The sequence below is a fragment of the Frigidibacter sp. MR17.14 genome (assembly GCF_037095735.1).
Classification (GTDB): domain Bacteria; phylum Pseudomonadota; class Alphaproteobacteria; order Rhodobacterales; family Rhodobacteraceae; genus Frigidibacter.
The window spans coordinates 555,346-574,322 of sequence record NZ_JBAWKD010000003.1 but is presented as its reverse complement, the minus strand read 5'-3'; the positions used below and the strand labels follow the sequence as shown (position 1 = coordinate 574,322).

Annotated in this window: 16 protein-coding genes; 10 read left to right on the top strand and 6 right to left on the bottom strand. The window is 69.0% G+C overall.

The genetic code is table 11. The annotated features are described in order from the left end of the window. Positions 1–15 precede the first annotated feature (15 nt). A complete protein-coding gene (locus tag V8J36_RS11435; RefSeq protein WP_336467405.1) occupies positions 16–369 on the top strand; it encodes a hypothetical protein in 354 nt (117 codons plus the stop codon). A gap of 30 nt (positions 370–399) precedes the next feature. On the opposite strand, the gene V8J36_RS11430 is transcribed toward V8J36_RS11435, so the two are convergent. The 4 genes from V8J36_RS11430 to V8J36_RS11415 all read right to left on the bottom strand — a co-directional run bounded on the left by V8J36_RS11430 (position 400) and on the right by V8J36_RS11415 (position 6,358). After that, entirely contained in the window at positions 400–1,956 is a 1,557-nt protein-coding gene (locus tag V8J36_RS11430; RefSeq protein ID WP_336467404.1) for a Ppx/GppA family phosphatase, read from the bottom strand. A 200-nt stretch (positions 1,957–2,156) separates the two neighbouring features. Further along, on the bottom strand, positions 2,157–4,331 hold the full coding sequence (locus V8J36_RS11425; protein WP_336467403.1) for an RNA degradosome polyphosphate kinase: 2,175 nt from the start codon (positions 4,329–4,331) through the stop codon (positions 2,157–2,159). A 153-nt stretch (positions 4,332–4,484) separates the two neighbouring features. Continuing rightward, a complete protein-coding gene (locus V8J36_RS11420; RefSeq protein WP_336467569.1) occupies positions 4,485–5,159 on the bottom strand; it encodes a chromosomal replication initiator DnaA in 675 nt (224 codons plus the stop codon). Then, positions 5,159–6,358 (bottom strand): AI-2E family transporter, encoded by a 1,200-nt coding sequence (locus V8J36_RS11415; RefSeq protein ID WP_336467402.1) that lies wholly within the window; start codon positions 6,356–6,358, stop codon positions 5,159–5,161. The genes V8J36_RS11420 and V8J36_RS11415 overlap by 1 nt, the downstream gene beginning before the upstream one ends. Before the next feature lie 218 nt (positions 6,359–6,576). On the opposite strand from V8J36_RS11415, the gene V8J36_RS11410 reads away from it, so the two are divergent. From V8J36_RS11410 to proS, 5 genes are all read left to right on the top strand, one after another. Beyond that, the gene (locus tag V8J36_RS11410) at positions 6,577–6,891 is read left to right on the top strand and encodes a hypothetical protein (RefSeq protein ID WP_336467401.1); all 315 of its coding nucleotides are present in this window, start codon (positions 6,577–6,579) and stop codon (positions 6,889–6,891) included. Beyond that, positions 6,888–7,271: a hypothetical protein gene (locus V8J36_RS11405; protein ID WP_336467400.1), complete on the top strand. Its 384-nt coding sequence runs from the start codon at positions 6,888–6,890 to the stop codon at positions 7,269–7,271. The genes V8J36_RS11410 and V8J36_RS11405 overlap by 4 nt, the downstream gene beginning before the upstream one ends. Positions 7,272–7,432: 161 nt before the next feature. After that, on the top strand, positions 7,433–8,044 hold the full coding sequence (locus V8J36_RS11400) for a hypothetical protein (protein WP_336467399.1): 612 nt from the start codon (positions 7,433–7,435) through the stop codon (positions 8,042–8,044). A 10-nt stretch (positions 8,045–8,054) separates the two neighbouring features. After that, a complete protein-coding gene (locus tag V8J36_RS11395; protein WP_336467398.1) occupies positions 8,055–8,858 on the top strand; it encodes a M15 family metallopeptidase in 804 nt (267 codons plus the stop codon). A 169-nt stretch (positions 8,859–9,027) separates the two neighbouring features. Further along, positions 9,028–10,368 (top strand): proline--tRNA ligase, encoded by a 1,341-nt coding sequence (proS, locus tag V8J36_RS11390; protein WP_336467397.1) that lies wholly within the window; start codon positions 9,028–9,030, stop codon positions 10,366–10,368. A 122-nt stretch (positions 10,369–10,490) separates the two neighbouring features. On the opposite strand, the gene ppk2 is transcribed toward proS, so the two are convergent. After that, positions 10,491–11,423, bottom strand: coding sequence for a polyphosphate kinase 2 (gene ppk2, locus V8J36_RS11385; RefSeq protein WP_336467396.1), 933 nt, complete (start codon positions 11,421–11,423; stop codon positions 10,491–10,493). 247 nt (positions 11,424–11,670) lie between these two features. Here ppk2 and V8J36_RS11380 point away from each other — a divergent pair, with 247 nt between their 5' ends. The 4 genes from V8J36_RS11380 to V8J36_RS11365 all read left to right on the top strand — a co-directional run bounded on the left by V8J36_RS11380 (position 11,671) and on the right by V8J36_RS11365 (position 16,504). Next, positions 11,671–12,981, top strand: coding sequence for an MFS transporter (locus V8J36_RS11380; protein ID WP_336467395.1), 1,311 nt, complete (start codon positions 11,671–11,673; stop codon positions 12,979–12,981). 165 nt (positions 12,982–13,146) lie between these two features. Then, positions 13,147–13,605 carry a (2Fe-2S)-binding protein gene (locus V8J36_RS11375; RefSeq protein WP_336467394.1) on the top strand — a complete coding sequence of 153 codons (459 nt, stop codon included), beginning with the start codon at positions 13,147–13,149 and terminating at the stop codon, positions 13,603–13,605. Positions 13,606–13,608: 3 nt separating this feature from the next. Next, positions 13,609–15,834, top strand: coding sequence for a xanthine dehydrogenase family protein molybdopterin-binding subunit (locus tag V8J36_RS11370; protein WP_336467393.1), 2,226 nt, complete (start codon positions 13,609–13,611; stop codon positions 15,832–15,834). 28 nt (positions 15,835–15,862) lie between these two features. Then, the gene (locus V8J36_RS11365) at positions 15,863–16,504 is read left to right on the top strand and encodes an Isoquinoline 1-oxidoreductase subunit (protein WP_442902483.1); all 642 of its coding nucleotides are present in this window, start codon (positions 15,863–15,865) and stop codon (positions 16,502–16,504) included. A 140-nt stretch (positions 16,505–16,644) separates the two neighbouring features. Here V8J36_RS11365 and V8J36_RS11360 read toward each other — a convergent pair whose 3' ends face one another. Further along, positions 16,645–18,963 carry a Tex family protein gene (locus tag V8J36_RS11360; RefSeq protein WP_336467391.1) on the bottom strand — a complete coding sequence of 773 codons (2,319 nt, stop codon included), beginning with the start codon at positions 18,961–18,963 and terminating at the stop codon, positions 16,645–16,647. Positions 18,964–18,977: the final 14 nt, after the last annotated feature.

The following is an 18,977-nucleotide window of genomic DNA, read 5'->3' as shown; positions in this document are numbered from 1 at the left end:
GGAAGCATGACCCGGATGCGCCCCCTCATCGCCCCGCTTCTGTGCCTGTCGCTGGCGCTTCCCGCCGCGGCGCAGGACTCTGCGCCCGAAGGGGACGGTTTCGCCGACAGCTTCAGCGACAGCGCCCGCGACTTCTTCAACGGCTTCATGGACGATGCCGAGCCCGCCCTGCGCGAGATCGGCCCGATGCTGCGCCAGTTGGCGGCGATGATCGGCGACGTGGCGAACTACCAGATGCCCGAGAAGCTGCCGAACGGCGACATCATCATCCGCCGCAGGACCCCACAGCAGGTGAACCCGGGCGATGACGTGCCCGATGCGGTGCCGGGCCTGCCGGACCCGCCGCCGGGACAGTCGATCGACCTCTGACCCCTCAGCCCGCCGGATCAGTCCGCCGGATCAGCCCGCCTTGGCGAGCTTGGCGGCCTTGATGTTGGTGGTCACGCTCATCGCGGCCGCGAGCGAGGCAAAACGGGCCTGCGCGACCTCGCCGAAGAGCGCGACGCCCTTCGGCTCCAGCGTCAGCTCCAGCACGCCCTTCTTGGTCAGCTTCAGCTTGCCCGCCTCGCAGGGGTCGCCGATGGTGAACATCGAGGCGAAGCGCATCGCCTTGCCCAGCACCTCGGCATCCTGCACCGCGGCCTCGTCCAGAAGCGCGAACATCGGCTCCATCCGGCTGCCGGCACGGCTGTTCTTGTAGCGGTGCAGCAGCGCCAGCCCCAGGAACACCCGTTCGGGATGCGACAGCCCGCCAAGGTTGGCGCGGGTGATGTTGTCGAAACAGGCTTCGGCCCGGTAGTCGGGGTGCGTGCGCCAGGTGGTGTCATGCAGCAGGCAGGCCGCCTTGACGATGCGCAGCCGGGCCTCGGACGCGCCGGCGAAGAGCGGCTCGAGGAATTCGTAAAGCCGCTTGCCGAAGCCGGGCAGGCGGGCCTGCGTCGCCTCCTGGAAGCGGCAGGCCTCGATCAGCGGATCGCGGCGGCGCAGCTTTTCGGGCATCTGCTCGTAGAGCATCCCCTCGCGGATGCCATAGCTCGAGATGTCGATTTCCTTGGGCGCGAACTGGCGGATCAGCTCGGCCAGCACGCGCGAGGCCAGCGGCACCAGCTCCATCCGGTCCGACGAGATGCCGACCCGGCCGCGCAGCTGCTGCAGGTCGTTCTTGCCGATCCACTCGACGGTCTCGAGCGCGGAGTCGGGCGTCATGCGGTATTCGTGCAGCACCGTCATCGGGTAGGTGGTCCGCTCCATGTCCAGCCGGGCGATGGCGCGCCAGCTGCCGCCGACAAGGTAGATGCGGTCGTAGGTGCCGGGGATCGCCTCGCGCAGCTTGGCGACCTCGGCCCGGATATGGGCCGCAACCGCCTCGGGGCCGCCCTCGACCTGCTGGATGCGGAACGGACCAAGGGGAGAGGTGGCGCGGCGGCCGATGGCGCCGCCGGTGAGTTCGGCCAGCTCCATCGAGTTGCCGCCGATGTCGCAGACAAGGCCCTCGGCCTCGGGCCAGCCCAGAAGCACGCCCTGCGCCGACAGCCGCGCCTCTTCGGGGCCGTCGATGACATGCAGCCTGAGGCCGGTCTCTGCCAGCACCTGCGCCTGGAACTCGGGGCCGTCCTCGGCCTCGCGCACGGCGGCGGTGGCGACGCAGGTCAGGGGCGCCATGTCCATGCCGCGGGCGAGCATCGCGAAGCGCGCCAGCGCCGCCAGCGCGCGCTCGCGCCCCTTGGGGTTCAGCCGGCCGGTGGTGGCGAGACCCTGACCCAGGCCGCACATCACCTTTTCATTGAAGAAATAGGCGGGGCTGCGGGCCGCGCCGTCGAAGACCACCATCCGGATCGAGTTCGAGCCCACGTCCACCACGCCGACCCGGCGCAGTGCGCGGGCCGAGGGATCATCGAACAGCGGGCGGCCGAAGGGGCCCCAGTCCTCTGTCGGCGCCAAGGCGTGATCCTCCATCTCGCACTCCTCACACGGGCCGGCACCGGGGTGCCGGCCGTCGGACCCTCAATGCCAACCAAGGGCGCGCGGCACAAGACCGGAGTCTCGACCCGGGCCCAAGGTCTTAGCTGGCGCGCGCGGGCACCATGTCAAATCAGGGGGTTACGCGAGCCATGGTCCGCGGCGCACCCGGCCGCGGGGCCGGGCCGGCCGCGGCGTCACTCGCCGGCATGGGCGAGTCGCGGCACGTCCTTGGCCCCGGCCTTGCCCCGGCCGGACAGCGAGGGGTTCTCCATGAAGAAGCGGTGGCAGGAGAAGGGCGCCTCGGTCGTCTCGTCGCGCAGGTAGCGGCCGGTGGGGGCCAGCACCCAGCTTTGCGCGGTGTCGGCCATGTTCGCGGCCATGATCTGGCTGACGATCTGCGCCTTCACCGTGGGGTTCAGCGTCTCGACCAGCGTTTCCACCCGGCGGTCGAGGTTGCGCCCCATCCAGTCGGCCGAGGACAGGAACACGCGCGCCTGTTTCGACGGCAGCCCGTGGCCGTTGCCGAAGCAGACGATGCGGCTGTGCTCGAGGAACCGGCCCACGATCGACTTGACGCGGATGTTCTCGCTCAGCCCCTCGATGCCCGGACGCAGCGCGCAGATCCCGCGCAGGACGAGGGAGATCTTCACCCCGGCCTGACTGGCGGCATAGAGCGCCTCGATCACCGTCACGTCGGTCAGCGAGTTCATCTTGGCCCAGATCTCGGCCGGGCGGCCGGCGCGCGCGTGCTGCGCTTCGGCCTCGATCAGTTCCAGGAGCCGCGGCTTCAGGCTGATCGGCGAGATGGCGAGGTTTTCCAGCCCCGCGGGCTGCACATAACCCGACAGGTAGTTGAACACCTTGGTCGCGTCGCGGCCGAGCGCGGGATCGCAGGTGAAGAACGACAGGTCGGTGTAGATCCGCGCGGTGATCGGGTGGTAGTTGCCGGTGCCGTAATGGGTGTAGGTCACCAGCCGGTCGCCCTCGCGCCGGACCACGGTCGAGATCTTCGCATGGGTCTTGAGGTTCGTGAACCCGTAGACGACATGCGCGCCCGAGCGTTCCAGCCGGCGCGACTGGCGGATATTGGCGGCCTCGTCGAAGCGGGCCTTGAGTTCGACCAGCGCGGTGACGGACTTGCCGGCCTCGGCCGCCTCGCAGAGTGCTGCCACGATCGGGCTGTCGCGCGAGGTGCGGTAGAGCGTCTGCTTGATCGCCAGCACGTCCGGGTCCGCCGCCGCCTGCTGCAGGAAGCGGATCACCATGTCGAAGGTTTCGTAGGGGTGGTGCAGAAGCATGTCCTTCTGCCGGATCGCGGCGAAGATGTCGCCGTCATGGTCCTGCACCCGTTCCGGGATCCGCGGGGTGAAGGGCGGCCACAGCAGGTCGCGGCGGTTGTCCAGGACCAGCTCCTTCACATCGGCCATGCCGACCAGACCCTTGACCTCGACCACCTCGTCGGGATCGACGTCGAGTTCCTCCATGATCAGCGCGCGCAGCTGTTCGGGCGCGCCGGACGAGATCTTCAGTCGGATCACCTCGCCACGGCGGCGCCGCTTCAGCGCGGTCTCGAACTCGCGGACCAGATCCTCGGCCTCTTCCTCGACCTCGAGGTCGCTGTCGCGCAGCACCCGGAAGGCGCAGTGACCGGTCTCCTGATAGCCGGGGAAGAGTGCGCCGAGGTGCAGCAGCAGCAGCTCTTCCAGCAGCAGGACGCGCGCCTCGTCGGGGCGCGAGGGCAGGCGCACGAAGCGCGGCAGCTGCGCGGGCACCGGCAGCAGCGCGTGCAGGATCCGGTGATCGGCGGTGCGTTCCAGCTCCAGCCCAAGGCAGAAGCCGGTGTTGGGAATGAAGGGGAAGGGGTGCGCCGGGTCGATCGCCAGGGGCGAGAGCACCGGGAAGACATGGGACAGGAAGTAGTCCTGCATCGCCTCGCGGTCGGTCCTGCGCAGGCGGGCGCGGGGCACGATGTGGATGTGCTCGCGGCCGATCTCGCGGCGCAGGCGGTTCCAGATCTGCTGCTGGGTGTCCATCAGCTTGCGCGCGTCGGCGTTGATCGCGAAAAGCTGCTCGGCCGGGGTCAGCCCGTCATCCGACAACCCGTTCGGGCGCGAGCGGCGCAACTGGCGCAGGCCCGCGACGCGGACGGTGTAGAATTCGTCTAGGTTGGCGGCCGAAATCGACAGGAAGCGCAGCTGTTCCAGCAGCGGCACGCGCGGATTGCGCGCCTCGTCCAGCACCCGCCAGTTGAAGGCAAGCCAGCTCATCTCGCGATTGAAGTATCGCTTCATGGACTTGCGTTCCGCGGCCGAGGGGCAGCGCGGGACGGGGAAGGGGGCTGTCAGGAAGTCTGCACTGTTGCTGCTCATGGTAACCACTGTGCCGTTCGGCATTTTTGTTGGGATGCCAGCCACTATGCCGTGAAGCCGCCACGAACGCCAGCGTCGGCACGGTCCTGTCGTAAAAGGCGCCGGTCACGGTCCCGTGGTCACAGAACTGTCATGAAGGGCCCGTCCGGGCGGTCAGACCGCCTCGTCCAGCACCTGCTGCGCCAGCACCCGACCGATGGCGCGGCCGCGGGCCAGCGCCTCGCGGTCCAGCCGCTCGACCAGCCGGTTCGCCGCGGCCAGCGAGCGGTCCATCCGCGTCACCAGCCAGGGGATCAGCGTCGCCGGCGCGGTCACCTGCCGGTCGGCGAAGAGCTTGACCAGCACCATCGACAAGAGCCGGTCGTCGGGCTCGGCCAGTTCCGCGGTCGCCATCGCCTGCAGCCGGCTGGCGAGGTCGGGCAGCACCACGCCCCAGCGCGAGGGCGCGCTGCGCCCGGTCACCATCAGCCGCCCGCCGCCCGCCAGCACCATGTTGTGCAGATGGAACAACGCGCGCTCGCCCTCGCCATAGCCTGCGATGCGGTCGGCATCCTCGACCACGACGCGGCCGGCACGGGCCAGATCCGGCAGGTCGGCCAGCGCCAGTTCGCGGGCGGGCACCAGCTCGGCTCCGGTCTCTTCGGCCCAGAGATGCGCGAGGTGGCTCTTGCCGCTGCCCTCGGGCCCGATCAGCGCCAGTTTCGCGCCGGGCCAGTCGCGCCAGGCATCGACCTGCGCCAGCGCCACCGCGTTCGAGGGCGCGACGATGAAATCCGCGCGCCCCATCGCCGGGGCGAGGGGCAGGTCGAGGGCGAGCTGTTCGGCCATCATGCGGGGTCGGCGCTGCCGTCCTGTGGAGAGGCGGCGGGCGGGGTGGTCACGACGCGGCCCTTGTGGTCAAGCACGGTGGTCCCCGCGGGGCGCAGGTCGTCGGTCATCCGGACCTCCACGCGGTAGTCGGGTTCGTAATCGGCATCGGCGATGCCCTGATACAGCTTGCTGTCCTTGTACTGGCCGATGAAGAACCGCGCGATCACCCCCAGCGCCGCGGCGACCGGCACCGCGACCAGCATGCCCGCGAAGCCGAAGAGCGTGCCGAAGGCCGACAGCGCGAACAGCAGCCAGACCGGGTGCAGGCCGACCGACCCGCCGACGAGTTTCGGGGTCAGGATGTTGCCCTCGACGAACTGGCCGGACTGGAAGATCGCCCAGACCGCGACGATCCACCACCAGTCGCCCCAGAACTGGAACAGCGCGAGCCCGATCGCCAGCCCGCCGCCGACAAGCGCGCCGACATAGGGAATGAAGGTCAGGAAGCCCGCGATCGCGCCGACGACGAAGCCGAAGTTCAGCCCGACCAGCGTCAGCGTCACCGCGTAGTAGACGCCAAGGATCATGCAGACCAGCACCTGCCCGCGCACGAAGCCGGCCAGCGTCTGGTCGATGTCCTTCGCGATGGCGCGGATCGTCGGTGCATGTTCGCGCGGCAGGTAGCTGTCGAGATGGCGCATCATCCGATCCCAGTCGAGCAGCATGTAGAAGGCCACGACCGGGACGACGACGAGGAAGACGATGAAGTTGACCACGCCCAGCGCCGAGGACAGCGCGGTGCTGACCAGCTGGCCGCCGCGCTGTCGGATCATCTCGCCGAAGGACGACAGCGTCTCGCGCAGGACCGACTGCTCATCCATGAGCGAGGGGAAATGCTCGGTCAGGAAGGTCTGGAACTGGTTGAAGATCTGCGGCGCGGTGTTGATCAGCTGTGCGAGCTGGCGCACCAGCGTCGGCACCACCAGAAGCGCGCCCAGCACGAAGATCACCAGCGCGATCACCGAGATGATCGCCGTCGCCGCCGCGCGCGAGAACCCCATCTTTTCCAGCCGGTCGGCGACGGGGTCCATGAAATAGGCCACGGCACCGCCGACGAGGAAGGGCACGATCACGCCCCCCAGGAGCCAGAGCACGAGCAGGAACACCACGGCGGCGATGCCCCAGTACTTCACCTGTTGCCGGACCGGCAGCGCCATCTGGGTAATCCTTCCTGTCTTTTCCCCGATATTGCCGCCCCGTCCCGCAAGCACAAGGGCACCCGGCACCGCCGCGGGAAAAACCGCGGCCGCCCCTGGGTTGTTCGCATGCCGGCAATTTCCCTTGCCCGGTGGCGCGGACTCGTGATACCAGTTTGGCTCCGGCCGCTTCTGTCGCCCGGGTTCATTTTGACGACATATTATTACGCGAGGTTGCCATGACCGGCCATATTTCGGTCGCCCCGTCGCTGCAGGCGATGGCCCTTCCATTCCCGTCCGTGCCCCGCGGTCTGTCCTTGACGGACCATCACGAACCGCTCGACTCCCGCTCGGGTCTGCGCTGCCAGTGCGAGGGCGATCTGGCGCTGCTGGTGCTCGAGGGCGAGCTTTCGGTGATGACGCCGGACGAACAGATCACCCTGGGCGCGGGAACGGCGATGCGCATCGGGCGCGGCGTGCTGTTCGGCTGGCGCGTCGCCAGCCTTGCCGCGCATTTCGTGACCCTGTCGGCGGAAACCGAGGTGGCAGCATGAAGCGGACCGCCTTCGCCTTCTTCCTTGCTGCCGTGGCCTGCGTGACGCTGGGCATGCTCTGGGGCATCGAGATGGGGATCCGCGAGGACTTCCTGCTGGCCCCGGCGCATGCACATCTCAACCTCGTGGGCTGGGTGTCGATGGCGCTGTTCGGGCTTTACTACCACGTCACCCCGGCGGCGGCGGTGCAGCCGCTGGCGCGCGTGCACCTGCTGGTGGCGATCGCGGGGGTGGTGCTGTTCGTGCCGGGGATCGCGCTCAGCATCCTGGGCGTGACCCACGGGCTGGCGATCGCCGGCTCGCTGGTGACGCTGGCCTCGATGCTGATCTTCCTTGTGACGGTGCTGCGGCACGGTCTGGGGACAGGGGCGCGGTCGTAGTCTGCGCCCGGGCCGCTCCCGGGCTATCGCTTAAGATTTAATCATATCCTGCTGGCCAAGGGTATGGCGCCTTTGCAGCATTTTTCCCGTCCGGGTCTGCGGCATCGCCGCCGGTCCGGCACGCTTGCGATTTTGTTCAGTCATTTTGACGAGGTTCAGTGATGGAGAGTGCCTCCACGATTGCGGCCGGCGGATTGCCCGCGACGGCCTGGATACAAATCATCCTTCTGTGCCTGATGGTGGGTATGTGCGGGCAGGTGATCCGCTCGATCGCCGGGGTGAAGAAGCTCAACGACCAGGTGCAACAGGTCGAAGGCGCGCGGCTCGCCACCAGCTTCGAAGGCGGGCGCTTCCTGCGCAGCCTGATGATCGGCGGGGTGGCGGGCGTGCTGGCCGGGCTCGGCCTGATTAAGAACGTGGCGCAGGTCGAGACGCAGGCGATCTTCGCGATCCTCGCCGCCGGCTATTCGGGCGCGGATTTCGTCGAGGCCTTCATGCGCAAGGCCGCGCCGGATCTGACGATCGCGCCCGCCGCCGCAACCGCGCCCCCCGCCACGGTCGCCGTTACGGCCTCGGCTGCGCCTGCCGTCGCGCCGCCGGCCACCGCCCCGGCGCTGGCCGCCCCGGCCGCAGTCGCGGCGATCGCGGTCGCCCCTGCGGCCAACGCGATGCCGGCCCCGCGCGAGAGGGCGCCCGACCGGCAGGCCGGTCGCGTCGCGCAGGCGTCGCCCGAGGCGGCGCTGGACGAAACGATGTTGGAAGCCGTGGGCTGAGGAGGCTGCTATGCTTGATGGTGCACATCTGACGGCCGGTTCGGTCACCACGACCGCCAGGCTGAACCTGCGCGAGGGCGCCCCGCGCCGCAGCGCGCCGGTGCGGCGCGTCCTTGACCCCGGCACCGCGATCGTGGTGCAGGAGATGGTCCGGGGTGACGAGGTCGCCGGCAACGACATCTGGTTCCGCTGCGAGGGCGAGGGCTTCGTCTGGTCGGGCGGCTGCTCGACGCTCGAACCCGCGGTCCCTGCCGAGCCGCCGCAGACCCTCGGCGCCGTGCCGGCCGGTGCGACGCGGCTGCGCGCCGACGGGACCATCCTGCCGCTGGACATCGCCGGCCTGCACCAGGTCTTCGGCAGGTTCAGCTATACCGAGGCCGCCAAGGGCGCGATCCGCATCGACCAGGCCTGGGTCGGGCAGAATATCGTCACGCTCGAGACGCCGCTGCTTGAAGACGTCGGCTACCCGCGGCTGTACCTGCACCGCAAGGCCGCCCCGGTCTACGAGGCGGTGCTGGACGACATCCGCTCTGCGGGCCTCGCCGGGCTGTTGCTGACTTGCGCCGGAACCTTCGTGCCGCGCCACAAGAACCACAACCCGGCCTATTCGCTCAGCTCGCACTCCTGGGGCGTGGCGATCGACTTCAATGCGCGCTGGAACGGGGTGGGGGTGACGCCGCCGCTGGCCGGCGAGCATGGCAGCCTGCGCCCGCTGGTGCCGATCTTCGCGGCCCATGGCTTCGCCTGGGGCGGGCATTTCTCGGGCAAGTCCGTCGACGGCATGCATTTCGAACTGGCCCGAACCGATCTGTGACGGCGCCGACCTGTGACGGCGCCGACCTGTGAGAGCGACGATCGCGTGCCCCGGCAGGTCCCGGGCGCGCGGTCTTCGCAGCCGCTGCCCGGCGCGGTGGCTTGTGCGGGGCGCGGCTTCCGCCTACACCCCTCGGGACCCTTTTACGCCAAGCCCCGGGGACCGTCCAATGCGCCTGAGCCGCTACTTCCTGCCCGTCCTGAAGGAAAACCCCGCCGAGGCGCAGATCGTCTCGCACCGCTACATGCTGCGCGCCGGCATGATCAAGCAGCAGGCCGCGGGGATCTATTCCTGGCTGCCGATGGGGCTGAAGGTGCTGCGCCGGATCGAGCAGATCGTGCACGAGGAACAGGCCCGCGCCGGCCATATCCCGGTCCTGATGCCGACGATGCAGCCCGCCGACCTGTGGCGGGAGTCGGGGCGCTATGACGACTACGGCGCCGAGATGCTGCGCATCAAGGACCGCCACGAGCGCGACATGCTGTTCGGGCCGACGAACGAGGAGATGATCACCGACATCTTCCGCGCCCATGTGAACAGCTACAAGCAGCTGCCGCTGACGCTCTACCAGATCCAGTGGAAGTTCCGCGACGAGGTGCGCCCGCGCTTCGGTGTGATGCGCGGCCGCGAGTTCCTGATGAAGGACGGCTACAACTTCGACCTGACCAAGGACGATGCGCTGCACGCCTACAACCGCCACATGGTCAGCTATCTGCGCACCTACGAGCGCATGGGCCTGACCGCGATCCCGATGCGCGCGGCCTCGGGCCCGATCGGCGGCGACAACACTCATGAATTCCTGGTGCTGGCCTCCACCGGCGAGTCCGAGGTGTTCTACGACAGCGCCGTCACCGACCTGAAGCTGGGCGACCGCGCCGTCGATTTCGACAACCGCGCGGAAGTCAAAGGCATCTGCGACGAGTTCACCACGCTTTACGCGCGGACGGACGAGACGCATGACGCCACGCTCTTCGACCAGATCCCCGAAGAGCGCCGCAAGGTCGGTCGCGGCATCGAGGTCGGCCAGATCTTCTACTTCGGCACCAAGTATTCCGAGTCGATGGGCGCCACGGTCGTGACCCCCGAGGGCGGCCGCGTGCCGGTCGAGATGGGCTCGCACGGCATCGGCGTCAGCCGCCTGCTGGGCGCGATCATCGAGGCCAGCCACGACGACAAGGGCATCATCTGGCCCGAAGGCGTCACCCCGTTCCACGCGGGCATCGTCAACCTCAAGCAGGGCGACAGCGCCACGGACTCGGCCTGCGAGGCGCTTTATGCCGCGCTGAAGGCCAAGGGCCTCGACCCGCTCTATGACGACCGCGACGACCGGGCGGGCGCGAAATTCGCGACCATGGACCTGATCGGCCTGCCGTGGCGCGTGACCGTCGGCCCGCGCGGGCTGGCACAGAACAAGGTGGAACTCACCTCGCGCCGCACCGGCGTCAGCGAGGAGATGAGCCCCGAGGCCGCGGTCGCGAAACTGGCCGAGATCTACGCGGCGCATCCCTGAGGGGCTGCCGGGGGAGAGGGGGCGCTGCCCCCTCGCGGGCGAAGCCCGCTCACCCCCGGGATATTTGGGCCAATGAGAAAGCCGAAGGTTTCGAAGGGCCCCGCTGCGGGGCCCTTTGTCGTTCAGTATTTCGCCGGGACGTAGAGATCCTGCGGCAGGATCGCGCGTTCGTAATCCGGGTTGAAGACACGGTCGGGCAGGTGGATCTCTTCATGCGGCACGTCGCCGTAGGGGATCAGGCTCAGCAGGTGGTCGATGCAGTTCAGCCGCGCCCGCTTCTTGTCGTTGCCCGGCACCACGTACCAGGGCGCCTCGGGGATGTTGGTGCGGGCCAGCATCTCTTCCTTGGCCTTGGTGTACTGCTCCCAGCGCACTCGGCTCTGCAGGTCCATCGGCGACAGCTTCCACTGCTTCATCGGGTCGTGGATGCGCATCAGGAAGCGCATCTGCTGTTCCTCGTCGGTGACCGAGAACCAGTATTTCACCAGCCGGATGCCCGAGCGCACCAGCATCCGCTCGAATTCCGGGACGTCGTCGAAGAACTGCTGGACCTGATCTTCGCTGGCGAAGCCCATCACCCGTTCCACGCCCGCGCGGTTGTACCAGCTGCGGTCGAAGAGCACGATCTCGCCCCCCGCCGGCAGGTGCGGGACATAGCGCTGGAAATACCATTGCGTCTTCTCGCGGTCCGAGGGGGCGGGAAGGGCGACGGTGCGCACCACCCGCGGATTCAGTCGCTGCTGGATGCGCTTGATCACCCCGCCCTTGCCGGCGCTGTCGCGGCCCTCGAAGAGGACGACGACCTTTTCCTTCGAGTGCTGCACCCAGTCCTGCAGGCGGATCAGCTCGGACTGCAGGCGCAGCAGTTCGCGGAAATAGACCCGGCGGTCGATCATCTCGGGATGCGCCTTCAGGTAGATCCGGCGGATCTCGCGGCTGAGCACGGCATCCTCGAGCTCGAGCTCGTAATCCTCGTCGAGCGTGTCGGCGAGCTCGGCCTCGAGCCAGTCGAGCGCGGGATCATCGCTTTCGGGCGGGGGGAAGCTGTCGGCCATGGAGTCCTCGGGTTCAGGAAGGCGGAGTCGCGTCCGCTTTCAGCATGTCCCCGTGACAGCGCCGTGACACCCGCGCGCCGCGCACCGTCATGTGTCGTCCGCATACCCGCCATGCGACGCAACATTCGCAACGGGGCGGGGGTTCCTGCGGTCTTAAGATTGCGCTAACGCCCGCGGATCGTTTGCTTGCACTCGATGTGACGGGGCGGCGCACTCCCGCGCGGGCCCCACGGTACGGACAAGAAAAATGACTGACGCATCCTCCCCGCTGGCCGGCGCGCCGGCCGCTGGTGCAGAGGCCGCGCGCCCGGTGAACTCCGCCTCGCGCGTGCTGCTGGCGAGCCTCATCGGCACCACCATCGAATTCTTCGACTTCTACGTCTACGCGACCGCCGCGGTGCTGGTGTTCCCGGCGCTGTTCTTCCCCGGCGAAGACCCGATGACCGCGCTTCTCGCCTCGTTCGCGACCTTCTCGATCGCCTTCTTCGCCCGGCCGCTGGGCGCGGTGGTCTTCGGCCATTTCGGTGACCGCGTGGGCCGGAAGGCCACGCTGGTCGCGGCGCTGCTGACCATGGGCGTCTCGACGGTGGTCATCGGCCTGCTGCCCACCTATGCCTCGATCGGCGTCGCGGCGCCCCTGCTGCTGGCGCTCTGCCGCTTCGGCCAGGGCTTCGGTCTGGGCGGCGAATGGGGCGGCGCGGTGCTGATCGCGACCGAAAACGCCCCCCCGGGCAAGAAGAACCTCTTCGCGATGTTCCCGCAGCTGGGCGCGCCGGTGGGCCTGTTCCTGTCCTCGGGCACCTTCTGGATCCTGCTGAACTTCATGTCGAACGAGGACCTGCTGGCCTGGGGCTGGCGCGTGCCCTTCCTCGGCTCGATCCTCCTGATCGCCATCGGCATGTGGGTCCGCCTGTCGCTGACCGAGACGCCGGACTTCCAGAAGGCCATCGACCATCACGAGCGCGTCGCGGTGCCGGTCGTGGAGCTGTTCGCCCGCCACAAGCGCAGCCTGTTCCTGGGCACCTTCGTGGCGCTGGCGACCTTCGTGCTGTTCTACATCGGCTCGGCCTATCTGCTGTCCTACAACGTCAAGGTCATCAAGATGCCGCTGGTCGAGGCGCTGGAGATCCAGCTCTGGGGTGCGATCGTCTTCGGCCTGTTCATCGTGGTCGCGGGCAAGATCGGCGACCGCTTCGGCCGCCGCACGGTGCTGATCTGGGTGACGGTGCTGATCGGGATCTTCTCCTTCGCGCTGGCCGGCCTCTTTGCCGCGGGCCTCGGCGGGATCCTGACCTTCGTCACCGTCGGCATGGCGCTGATGGGCGTGACCTACGGGCTGATCGGGGCCGCGCTGGCCGCGCCCTTCCCGACGCGGGTGCGCTATTCGGGCTCGTCGCTGACCTTCAACTTCGCCGGCATCTTCGGCGCCTCGCTCGCGCCCTACATCGCGACCTGGCTGCAGGCGAACTATGGCATGGCCTATGTCGGCTACTACCTGCTGGCCGCGGCGGTGATCACGCTGCTCTGCATCCTGGCCTCGGGCCGCGAAGAGGTCTGATCCCTTCGCACCGGAACGATGACGCGGCGGGCCCCTCCAGGGCCCGCCGTTTTCCTGTCTGGCTGTCCCTGCGTCATTCCGCCGCAGTTTTCTGACGACTCGGCTTGCCAACTGAACTCATGGGTCTACCCTTTTGCCCGGACACCCCAGCCCGGAGGCCAGGCCATGACCGCGTTCAAGCTGAACGGGAAGGACGTCACGCTTGACGTCGATCCCGAAACCCCGCTGCTTTGGGTTCTCAGGGACGAGTTGCAGCTCACCGGCACAAAGTTTGGCTGCGGCGTCGCGCAATGCGGAGCCTGCACGGTCATGCTCGACGGGATGCCGCGCCGGTCCTGCGTCACGCCCATCGGCACGATCGAGGGATCGGAGGTCACCACCATCGAAGGCCTCGAGGGCCGCGAGGCCGAGGCGGTGCGCGCCGCCTGGGTGGCGATCGACGTGCCGCAATGCGGCTGGTGCCAGTCGGGGCAGGTGATGGCGGCAACCGCGCTGCTGTCCCAGGTCTCGGCGCCGAGCGATGAGGACATCGACAACGCCATGGCCGGGAATGTCTGCCGCTGCGCGACCTATGTCCGCATCCGGCAGGCGATCCACGATGCCGCCAAGACGCTGGAGGGCTGAGCGATGACGAGCCAGTTCATCAAGGGCCTTCAGACCGCCCACGCATCGCAACAGCCGGCGCCGGAACCGGTGGCGCCGCGCTTCATCGCCACCCGCCGCGGCGTGCTGGCCGGGATCGGCGGGCTGACGCTGGCCTTCGCGCTACCGGTCCCCGGCCTGCGCGCGCAGGAGGGCGGCGGCATCAAGGTGCCCCCCGCCACGCCCAATGCCTTCATCCGCATCGGCACCGACGACACCGTGACGATCCTGTCGAAGCATCTCGAGATGGGGCAGGGCCCCTATACCGGCCTCGCCACCCTGATCGCAGAGGAACTCGACGCCGACTGGGGCCAGATGCGCGCGATGGGGGCGCCGGCGGATGACGCGCTCTACGCCAACCTCGCCTTCGGTGCGCAGGGCACCGGCGGTTCGACCGCCATCGCCAACAGCTACATGCAGATGCGCAAGGCGGGCGCCGCCGCGCGGGCGATGCTGGTCGCCGCCGCCGCCGCCGACTGGGGCGTGCCCGAGGCCGAGATCACCGTGTCGAAGGGCGTGATCGCCCATGCCGGCAGCGGCAAGACCTCGGGCTTCGGCGCCTTCGCCGAAAAGGCCGCGGCGCTGCCGGTGCCGCAGGACCCGCCGGTGAAGGACCCCGCCGATTTCGTGCTGATCGGCACCGACCGCCCGCGGCTCGACACCGTCGCGAAGTCCAGCGGCACCGCCCAGTTCACCATGGATGTCTACCGCGAGGGGATGCTGACCGTCGTCGTCGCGCATCCGCCGAAGTTCGGCGCGAAGCTGACCGGCTTCGACGACACCGCGGCGCTGAAGGTGCCGGGGGTCGAGATGGTGCGCGAGATCCCCTCGGGCATCGCGGTCTATGCCCGCAACACCTATGCCGCGCTGAAGGGCCGCGCGGCGCTGAGTGCCGACTGGGACGAGACCGGGGCCGAGACCCGATCGTCGCGCCAGCTGTTCGAGACCTTCGCCAGCGCCGCCGCCAAGGGCGGTGACACCGTCGAGAAGGAGGGCGAGGTCGAAGAGGCGCTGACCAGCGCGGCCGAGGTGCTCGAGGCCGAGATCCTGTTCCCCTTCCTCGCCCATGCGCCGATGGAGCCCCTGGACGCGGTGATCGAGGTGAAGGGCGACCGGGCCGAGATGTGGTACGGCTGCCAGTTCCCCACCTTCGACCGCCCGACCGCGGCGAAGGTGCTGGGCCTGCCGGTCGAGAACGTCTCGATCAACGTGCTCCTGGCCGGCGGCAGCTTCGGGCGGCGCGCGCAGGGCTCGGCCCATATCGCGGCAGAGGCCGCGGCCGTGGCCAAGGCCGCGGGCCGCGACGGGGCGTTCAAGCTGGTCTGGACCCGCGAGGATGACATCAAGGGCGGCTACTACCGGCCGCTGACCGTGCACCGTCTGCGCGCGGGGCTCGATGCCTCGGGCAAGATCGTCGGCTGGGAGAACGTGGTCGCCAACCAGTCGATCATGGCCGGCACGCCGATGGAGGCGATGATGCAGAACGGCATGGACCCGACCTCGTTCGAAGGCTCCAGCGGGCTGCCCTACGACCTTGGCGCGAAGCGGATCGGCTGGGCGCAGATGCAAAGCCCGGTGCCGGTGCTGTGGTGGCGCTCGGTCGGGCACACCCACACCGCCTTCGCGGTCGAGACCTTCCTTGACGAGGTTCTGGCCAAGGCCGGCAAGGACCCGGTCGCAGGAAGGCTCGAACTCCTGAAACCCGAGGCCACGCGCGAGCGCGCGGTGATCGAGAAGGTGGCCGAGATCGCGGATTGGAAGGGGCCGAAGCAGGGCGACAAGGGCTATGGCATCGCCTGGGCGAAAAGCTTCGGCAGCTACGTGGCCGAGATCGTCGAGGTCGAGGATCGCGGCGGTTTCCCGCGGGTGACCAGGGTCTGGTGCGCGGTCGACTGCGGCGTGGCGGTGAACCCCAACATCATCACCGCCCAGATGGAGGGCGGGATCGGCTATGCGCTCTCTGCCGCGCTCTATTCGGCGATCAGCCTCGGCGAGGGCGGCGCGGTCGAGCAGTCGAACTTCGACGACTACCAGATGCTGCGGATCCACGAGATGCCGAAGGTCGAGGTGGCGATCATCGCCTCGACCGAGGACCCGACCGGCGTGGGCGAGCCCGGCGTTCCGGCGCTGGCCCCGGCGCTGGCCAATGCCTGGCGGGCGCTGACCGGCACCCCGGTGCGCCAGCTTCCCTTCCCGCGCGGGCTTTCCTGAGGGCATCGGACAGGAGATGACGATGACGATCCGACTGCACGCCGCCCTTGCGCTGGCGCTTTCGCTGGCCACCCCGGCCTTGGCCCAGACCACCGCCGCCGGCAATGGCACCCCCCTGACCGAACCGCCGGCCGAGACGCTGCTCGGCCCCGAGGCTTTCGACAAAATCTCTGACAAGACAGAGCGTTCTGTGGCGATCTTCAACGAAATGGGCAAGGTCCTGACCCATCCGCGCTGCCTGAACTGTCACCCGGTGACCGGCGGCCCGACCCAAGGCGATGACATGCACCCGCATTCACCGCCGGTCGTGCGCGGCGACGCGGACTTCGGCGCGCCGGGCATGACCTGCAACACCTGCCACGGCGCGGCCAATGTTGCCTTCTCGACCGGCGAGGGCTCGATCCCAGGGCATGAGCCCTGGTCGCTCGCCCCGGTGTCGATGGGCTGGCAGGGCCAGTCGCTGGGCGCGATCTGCGCGCAGATCAAGGACCCGGCGAAGAACGGCGGCAAGGACCTCGAGGCGCTGTGGGAACACAATGCCCATGACGGGCTGGTCGGCTGGGGCTGGGTCCCGGGTCCGGGCCGCGCGCCCGCGCCGGGCAGCCAGGAGATCTTCGGCGCGCTCACCCGCGCCTGGATCGACACCGGCGCGGCCTGTCCCTCTGGCTGATGCCCGGCGGGGGCGCTGCCCCCTAGGTCCCTACGGGACCTCCCCCCGGGATATTTTCGCCAATGAGAAAGCGCAGTGGGTCCTATTTTCGCATTGGCGCAAATATCCCGGGGGTCAGGGGGCAGCGCCCCCTGCCTTGCTCAGCGCTTGCGCATCGCGTCCATCAGCGCGGCGCCGAAGCCGCCCATGCTGCCCTCTTTCGGCGCCGGGCTGGCCGAGCGCGGTCCGGGCTTGCCCTTCGGTGCGGCGTCGCGCGCGGGGCGGTCCGCCGGCTTTTCGCCGCCGCCGTCCTTGCGCATGGTCAGGCCGATGCGCTTGCGCGCGACGTCGACGTCCGTGACGCGGACCTTCACCACGTCGCCGGCCTTCACCACCTCGTGCGGGTCCTTCACGAAGCGGTCCGCCAGCTGGCTGACATGGACGAGCCCGTCCTGGTGCACGCCGATGTCGACGAAGGCGCCGAAGGCGGCGACGTTCGTCACCGTGCCCTCCAGCACCATCCCCGGCTTCAGGTCCTTGATCTCTTCCACGCCCTCGGCGAAGGCCGCGGTCTTGAACGAGGGGCGGGGGTCGCGGCCGGGCTTTTCCAGTTCCGACAGGATGTCCTTCACCGTCGGCAGGCCGAAGCGGTCCGAGACGAAGTCGCGGGCGCTGAGACCCTTCAGGAGCGCCCCGTCGCCCATCACCGCCCGCAGGTCGCGCCCGCAGGCCTTCACTATGGCGCGGGCCACGTCATAGGCCTCGGGGTGGACCGAGGAGGCGTCGAGCGGCTCCTTGCCGTCGGGGATGCGCAGGAAGCCCGCCGCCTGTTCGAAGGCCTTGGGGCCGAGCCGCGCCACCTTCAGAAGCTCCTTGCGGGTCGCGAACTTGCCGTTCGCGTCGCGGTGCAGCACGATCGCCTCGGCCAGCGAGGGCCCGAGGCCCGAGACGCGGGCCAGAAGCGGCGCCGAGGCCGTGTTCAGATCGACCCCCACCGCGTTCACCGCATCCTCGACCACCGCCTCCAGCGAACGGCCAAGCCGGTGCTGGTCGACATCGTGCTGGTACTGGCCGACGCCGATCGACTTCGGCTCGATCTTCACCAGTTCCGCCAGCGGATCCTGCAGGCGCCGGGCGATCGACACCGCCCCGCGCAGGGACACGTCGAGGTCGGGGAATTCCCGTGCCGCCAGTTCCGAGGCCGAATAGACCGAGGCGCCGGCTTCCGAGACGATCACCTTGGTGGGCTTCGTGCCGCCGGCGGGCAGCTTGGCGATGACCTCGGCCACCAGCCGTTCGGTCTCGCGCGAGGCGGTGCCGTTGCCGACGGCGATGAGTTCGACCCCGTGCCTGCGGATGAGCATCGCAAGCTCTGCCATCGCGCCCATCACGTCGTTCTTCGGCTGGAACGGATAGATCGTCGAGGTCGCCATCAGCTTGCCGGTCGCGTCGATCACCGCGACCTTACAGCCGGTGCGGATGCCCGGGTCGACGCCCATCGTGGCCTTGCCGCCGGCGGGTGCCGCCAGCAGCAGGTCCTTCAGGTTGCGGGCGAAGACGTTGATCGCCTCGGCCTCGGCGCGCTCGCGGACCTCGGCCATCAGGTCGAGGGTCAGCGAGGTGCGCAGCTTCACCCGCCAGGCCCAGCCCGCCGCCTGCTGCAGCCAGCGGTCGCCGGGGGCCGAGCCTGCGGCGCCAAGCGCGGCGCGGGCCATCGCCTCGGCCCGGCTGGTGCCGGGGGCGGCCTCGGGCTCGACCGCCAGATCCAGCGACAGCACGCCCTCGTTGCGGCCGCGCAGCATCGCCAGCACCCGGTGCGAGGGCGCGGTCTCGAATGCCTCGTCGTGCTGGAAATAGTCCGAGAACTTGGCGCCCTCGGCTTCTTTCCCGGCCACCACCGCGGCCTGAAGCCGGCCCGCGGACTTCATGTGGCCGCGCAGCTTGCCCAGAAGCTCGGCATCCTCGGACAGCCGCTCTGCCACGATGTCGCGCGCGCCTTCGAGCGCGGCCTTGGTGTCGGCGACGTTTTCGTTAAGATAGCCCGCCGCCAGCGTCTCGGGGTCTTTCGAACGGTCGGCAAGGATCGCCTCGGCCAGCGGTTCCAGCCCGTTCTCGCGGGCGATCATCGCGCGGGTGCGACGCTTGGGCTTGTAGGGCAGGTAGAGGTCTTCGAGCTCGGATTTGGTGGTGGCGCCGGTGAACTTGCCCGCCAGCTCTTCGGTCAGCTTGCCCTGCTCCTTGACCGATTTCAGGATCGCGGCGCGGCGGTCTTCCATCTCACGCAGGTAGCCCAGCCGTTCGGCCAGCGTGCGCAGCTGGGTGTCGTCGAGACCGCCCGTCACCTCCTTGCGGTAGCGGGCGATGAAGGGAACCGTGGCGCCGCCGTCCAGAAGCTCGATCGCGCTGCGGACCTGTCCCGCCTGCGCCCCGATCTCGGTGGCGATGAGCTGGGGGATGCGGGCGATCGGATCGGGGGTCATGGGGCGCTCCGGTG

What these genes read in the sequence shown, in the direction of transcription:
- V8J36_RS11360 (WP_336467391.1), bottom strand. Translation starts at nt 18,963, where the DNA reads ATGACCCCCGATCCGATCGCCCGCATCCCCCAGCTCATCGCCACCGAG.
- V8J36_RS11405 (WP_336467400.1), top strand. Translation starts at nt 6,888, where the DNA reads ATGAAGCGGACCGCCTTCGCCTTCTTCCTTGCTGCCGTGGCCTGCGTG.
- V8J36_RS11430 (WP_336467404.1), bottom strand. Translation starts at nt 1,956, where the DNA reads ATGGAGGATCACGCCTTGGCGCCGACAGAGGACTGGGGCCCCTTCGGC.
- V8J36_RS11410 (WP_336467401.1), top strand. Translation starts at nt 6,577, where the DNA reads ATGACCGGCCATATTTCGGTCGCCCCGTCGCTGCAGGCGATGGCCCTT.
- V8J36_RS11395 (WP_336467398.1), top strand. Translation starts at nt 8,055, where the DNA reads ATGCTTGATGGTGCACATCTGACGGCCGGTTCGGTCACCACGACCGCC.
- V8J36_RS11425 (WP_336467403.1), bottom strand. Translation starts at nt 4,331, where the DNA reads ATGAGCAGCAACAGTGCAGACTTCCTGACAGCCCCCTTCCCCGTCCCG.
- V8J36_RS11380 (WP_336467395.1), top strand. Translation starts at nt 11,671, where the DNA reads ATGACTGACGCATCCTCCCCGCTGGCCGGCGCGCCGGCCGCTGGTGCA.
- V8J36_RS11415 (WP_336467402.1), bottom strand. Translation starts at nt 6,358, where the DNA reads ATGGCGCTGCCGGTCCGGCAACAGGTGAAGTACTGGGGCATCGCCGCC.
- V8J36_RS11420 (WP_336467569.1), bottom strand. Translation starts at nt 5,159, where the DNA reads ATGGCCGAACAGCTCGCCCTCGACCTGCCCCTCGCCCCGGCGATGGGG.
- V8J36_RS11435 (WP_336467405.1), top strand. Translation starts at nt 16, where the DNA reads ATGCGCCCCCTCATCGCCCCGCTTCTGTGCCTGTCGCTGGCGCTTCCC.
- proS (WP_336467397.1), top strand. Translation starts at nt 9,028, where the DNA reads ATGCGCCTGAGCCGCTACTTCCTGCCCGTCCTGAAGGAAAACCCCGCC.
- V8J36_RS11400 (WP_336467399.1), top strand. Translation starts at nt 7,433, where the DNA reads ATGGAGAGTGCCTCCACGATTGCGGCCGGCGGATTGCCCGCGACGGCC.
- ppk2 (WP_336467396.1), bottom strand. Translation starts at nt 11,423, where the DNA reads ATGGCCGACAGCTTCCCCCCGCCCGAAAGCGATGATCCCGCGCTCGAC.
- V8J36_RS11375 (WP_336467394.1), top strand. Translation starts at nt 13,147, where the DNA reads ATGACCGCGTTCAAGCTGAACGGGAAGGACGTCACGCTTGACGTCGAT.
- V8J36_RS11370 (WP_336467393.1), top strand. Translation starts at nt 13,609, where the DNA reads ATGACGAGCCAGTTCATCAAGGGCCTTCAGACCGCCCACGCATCGCAA.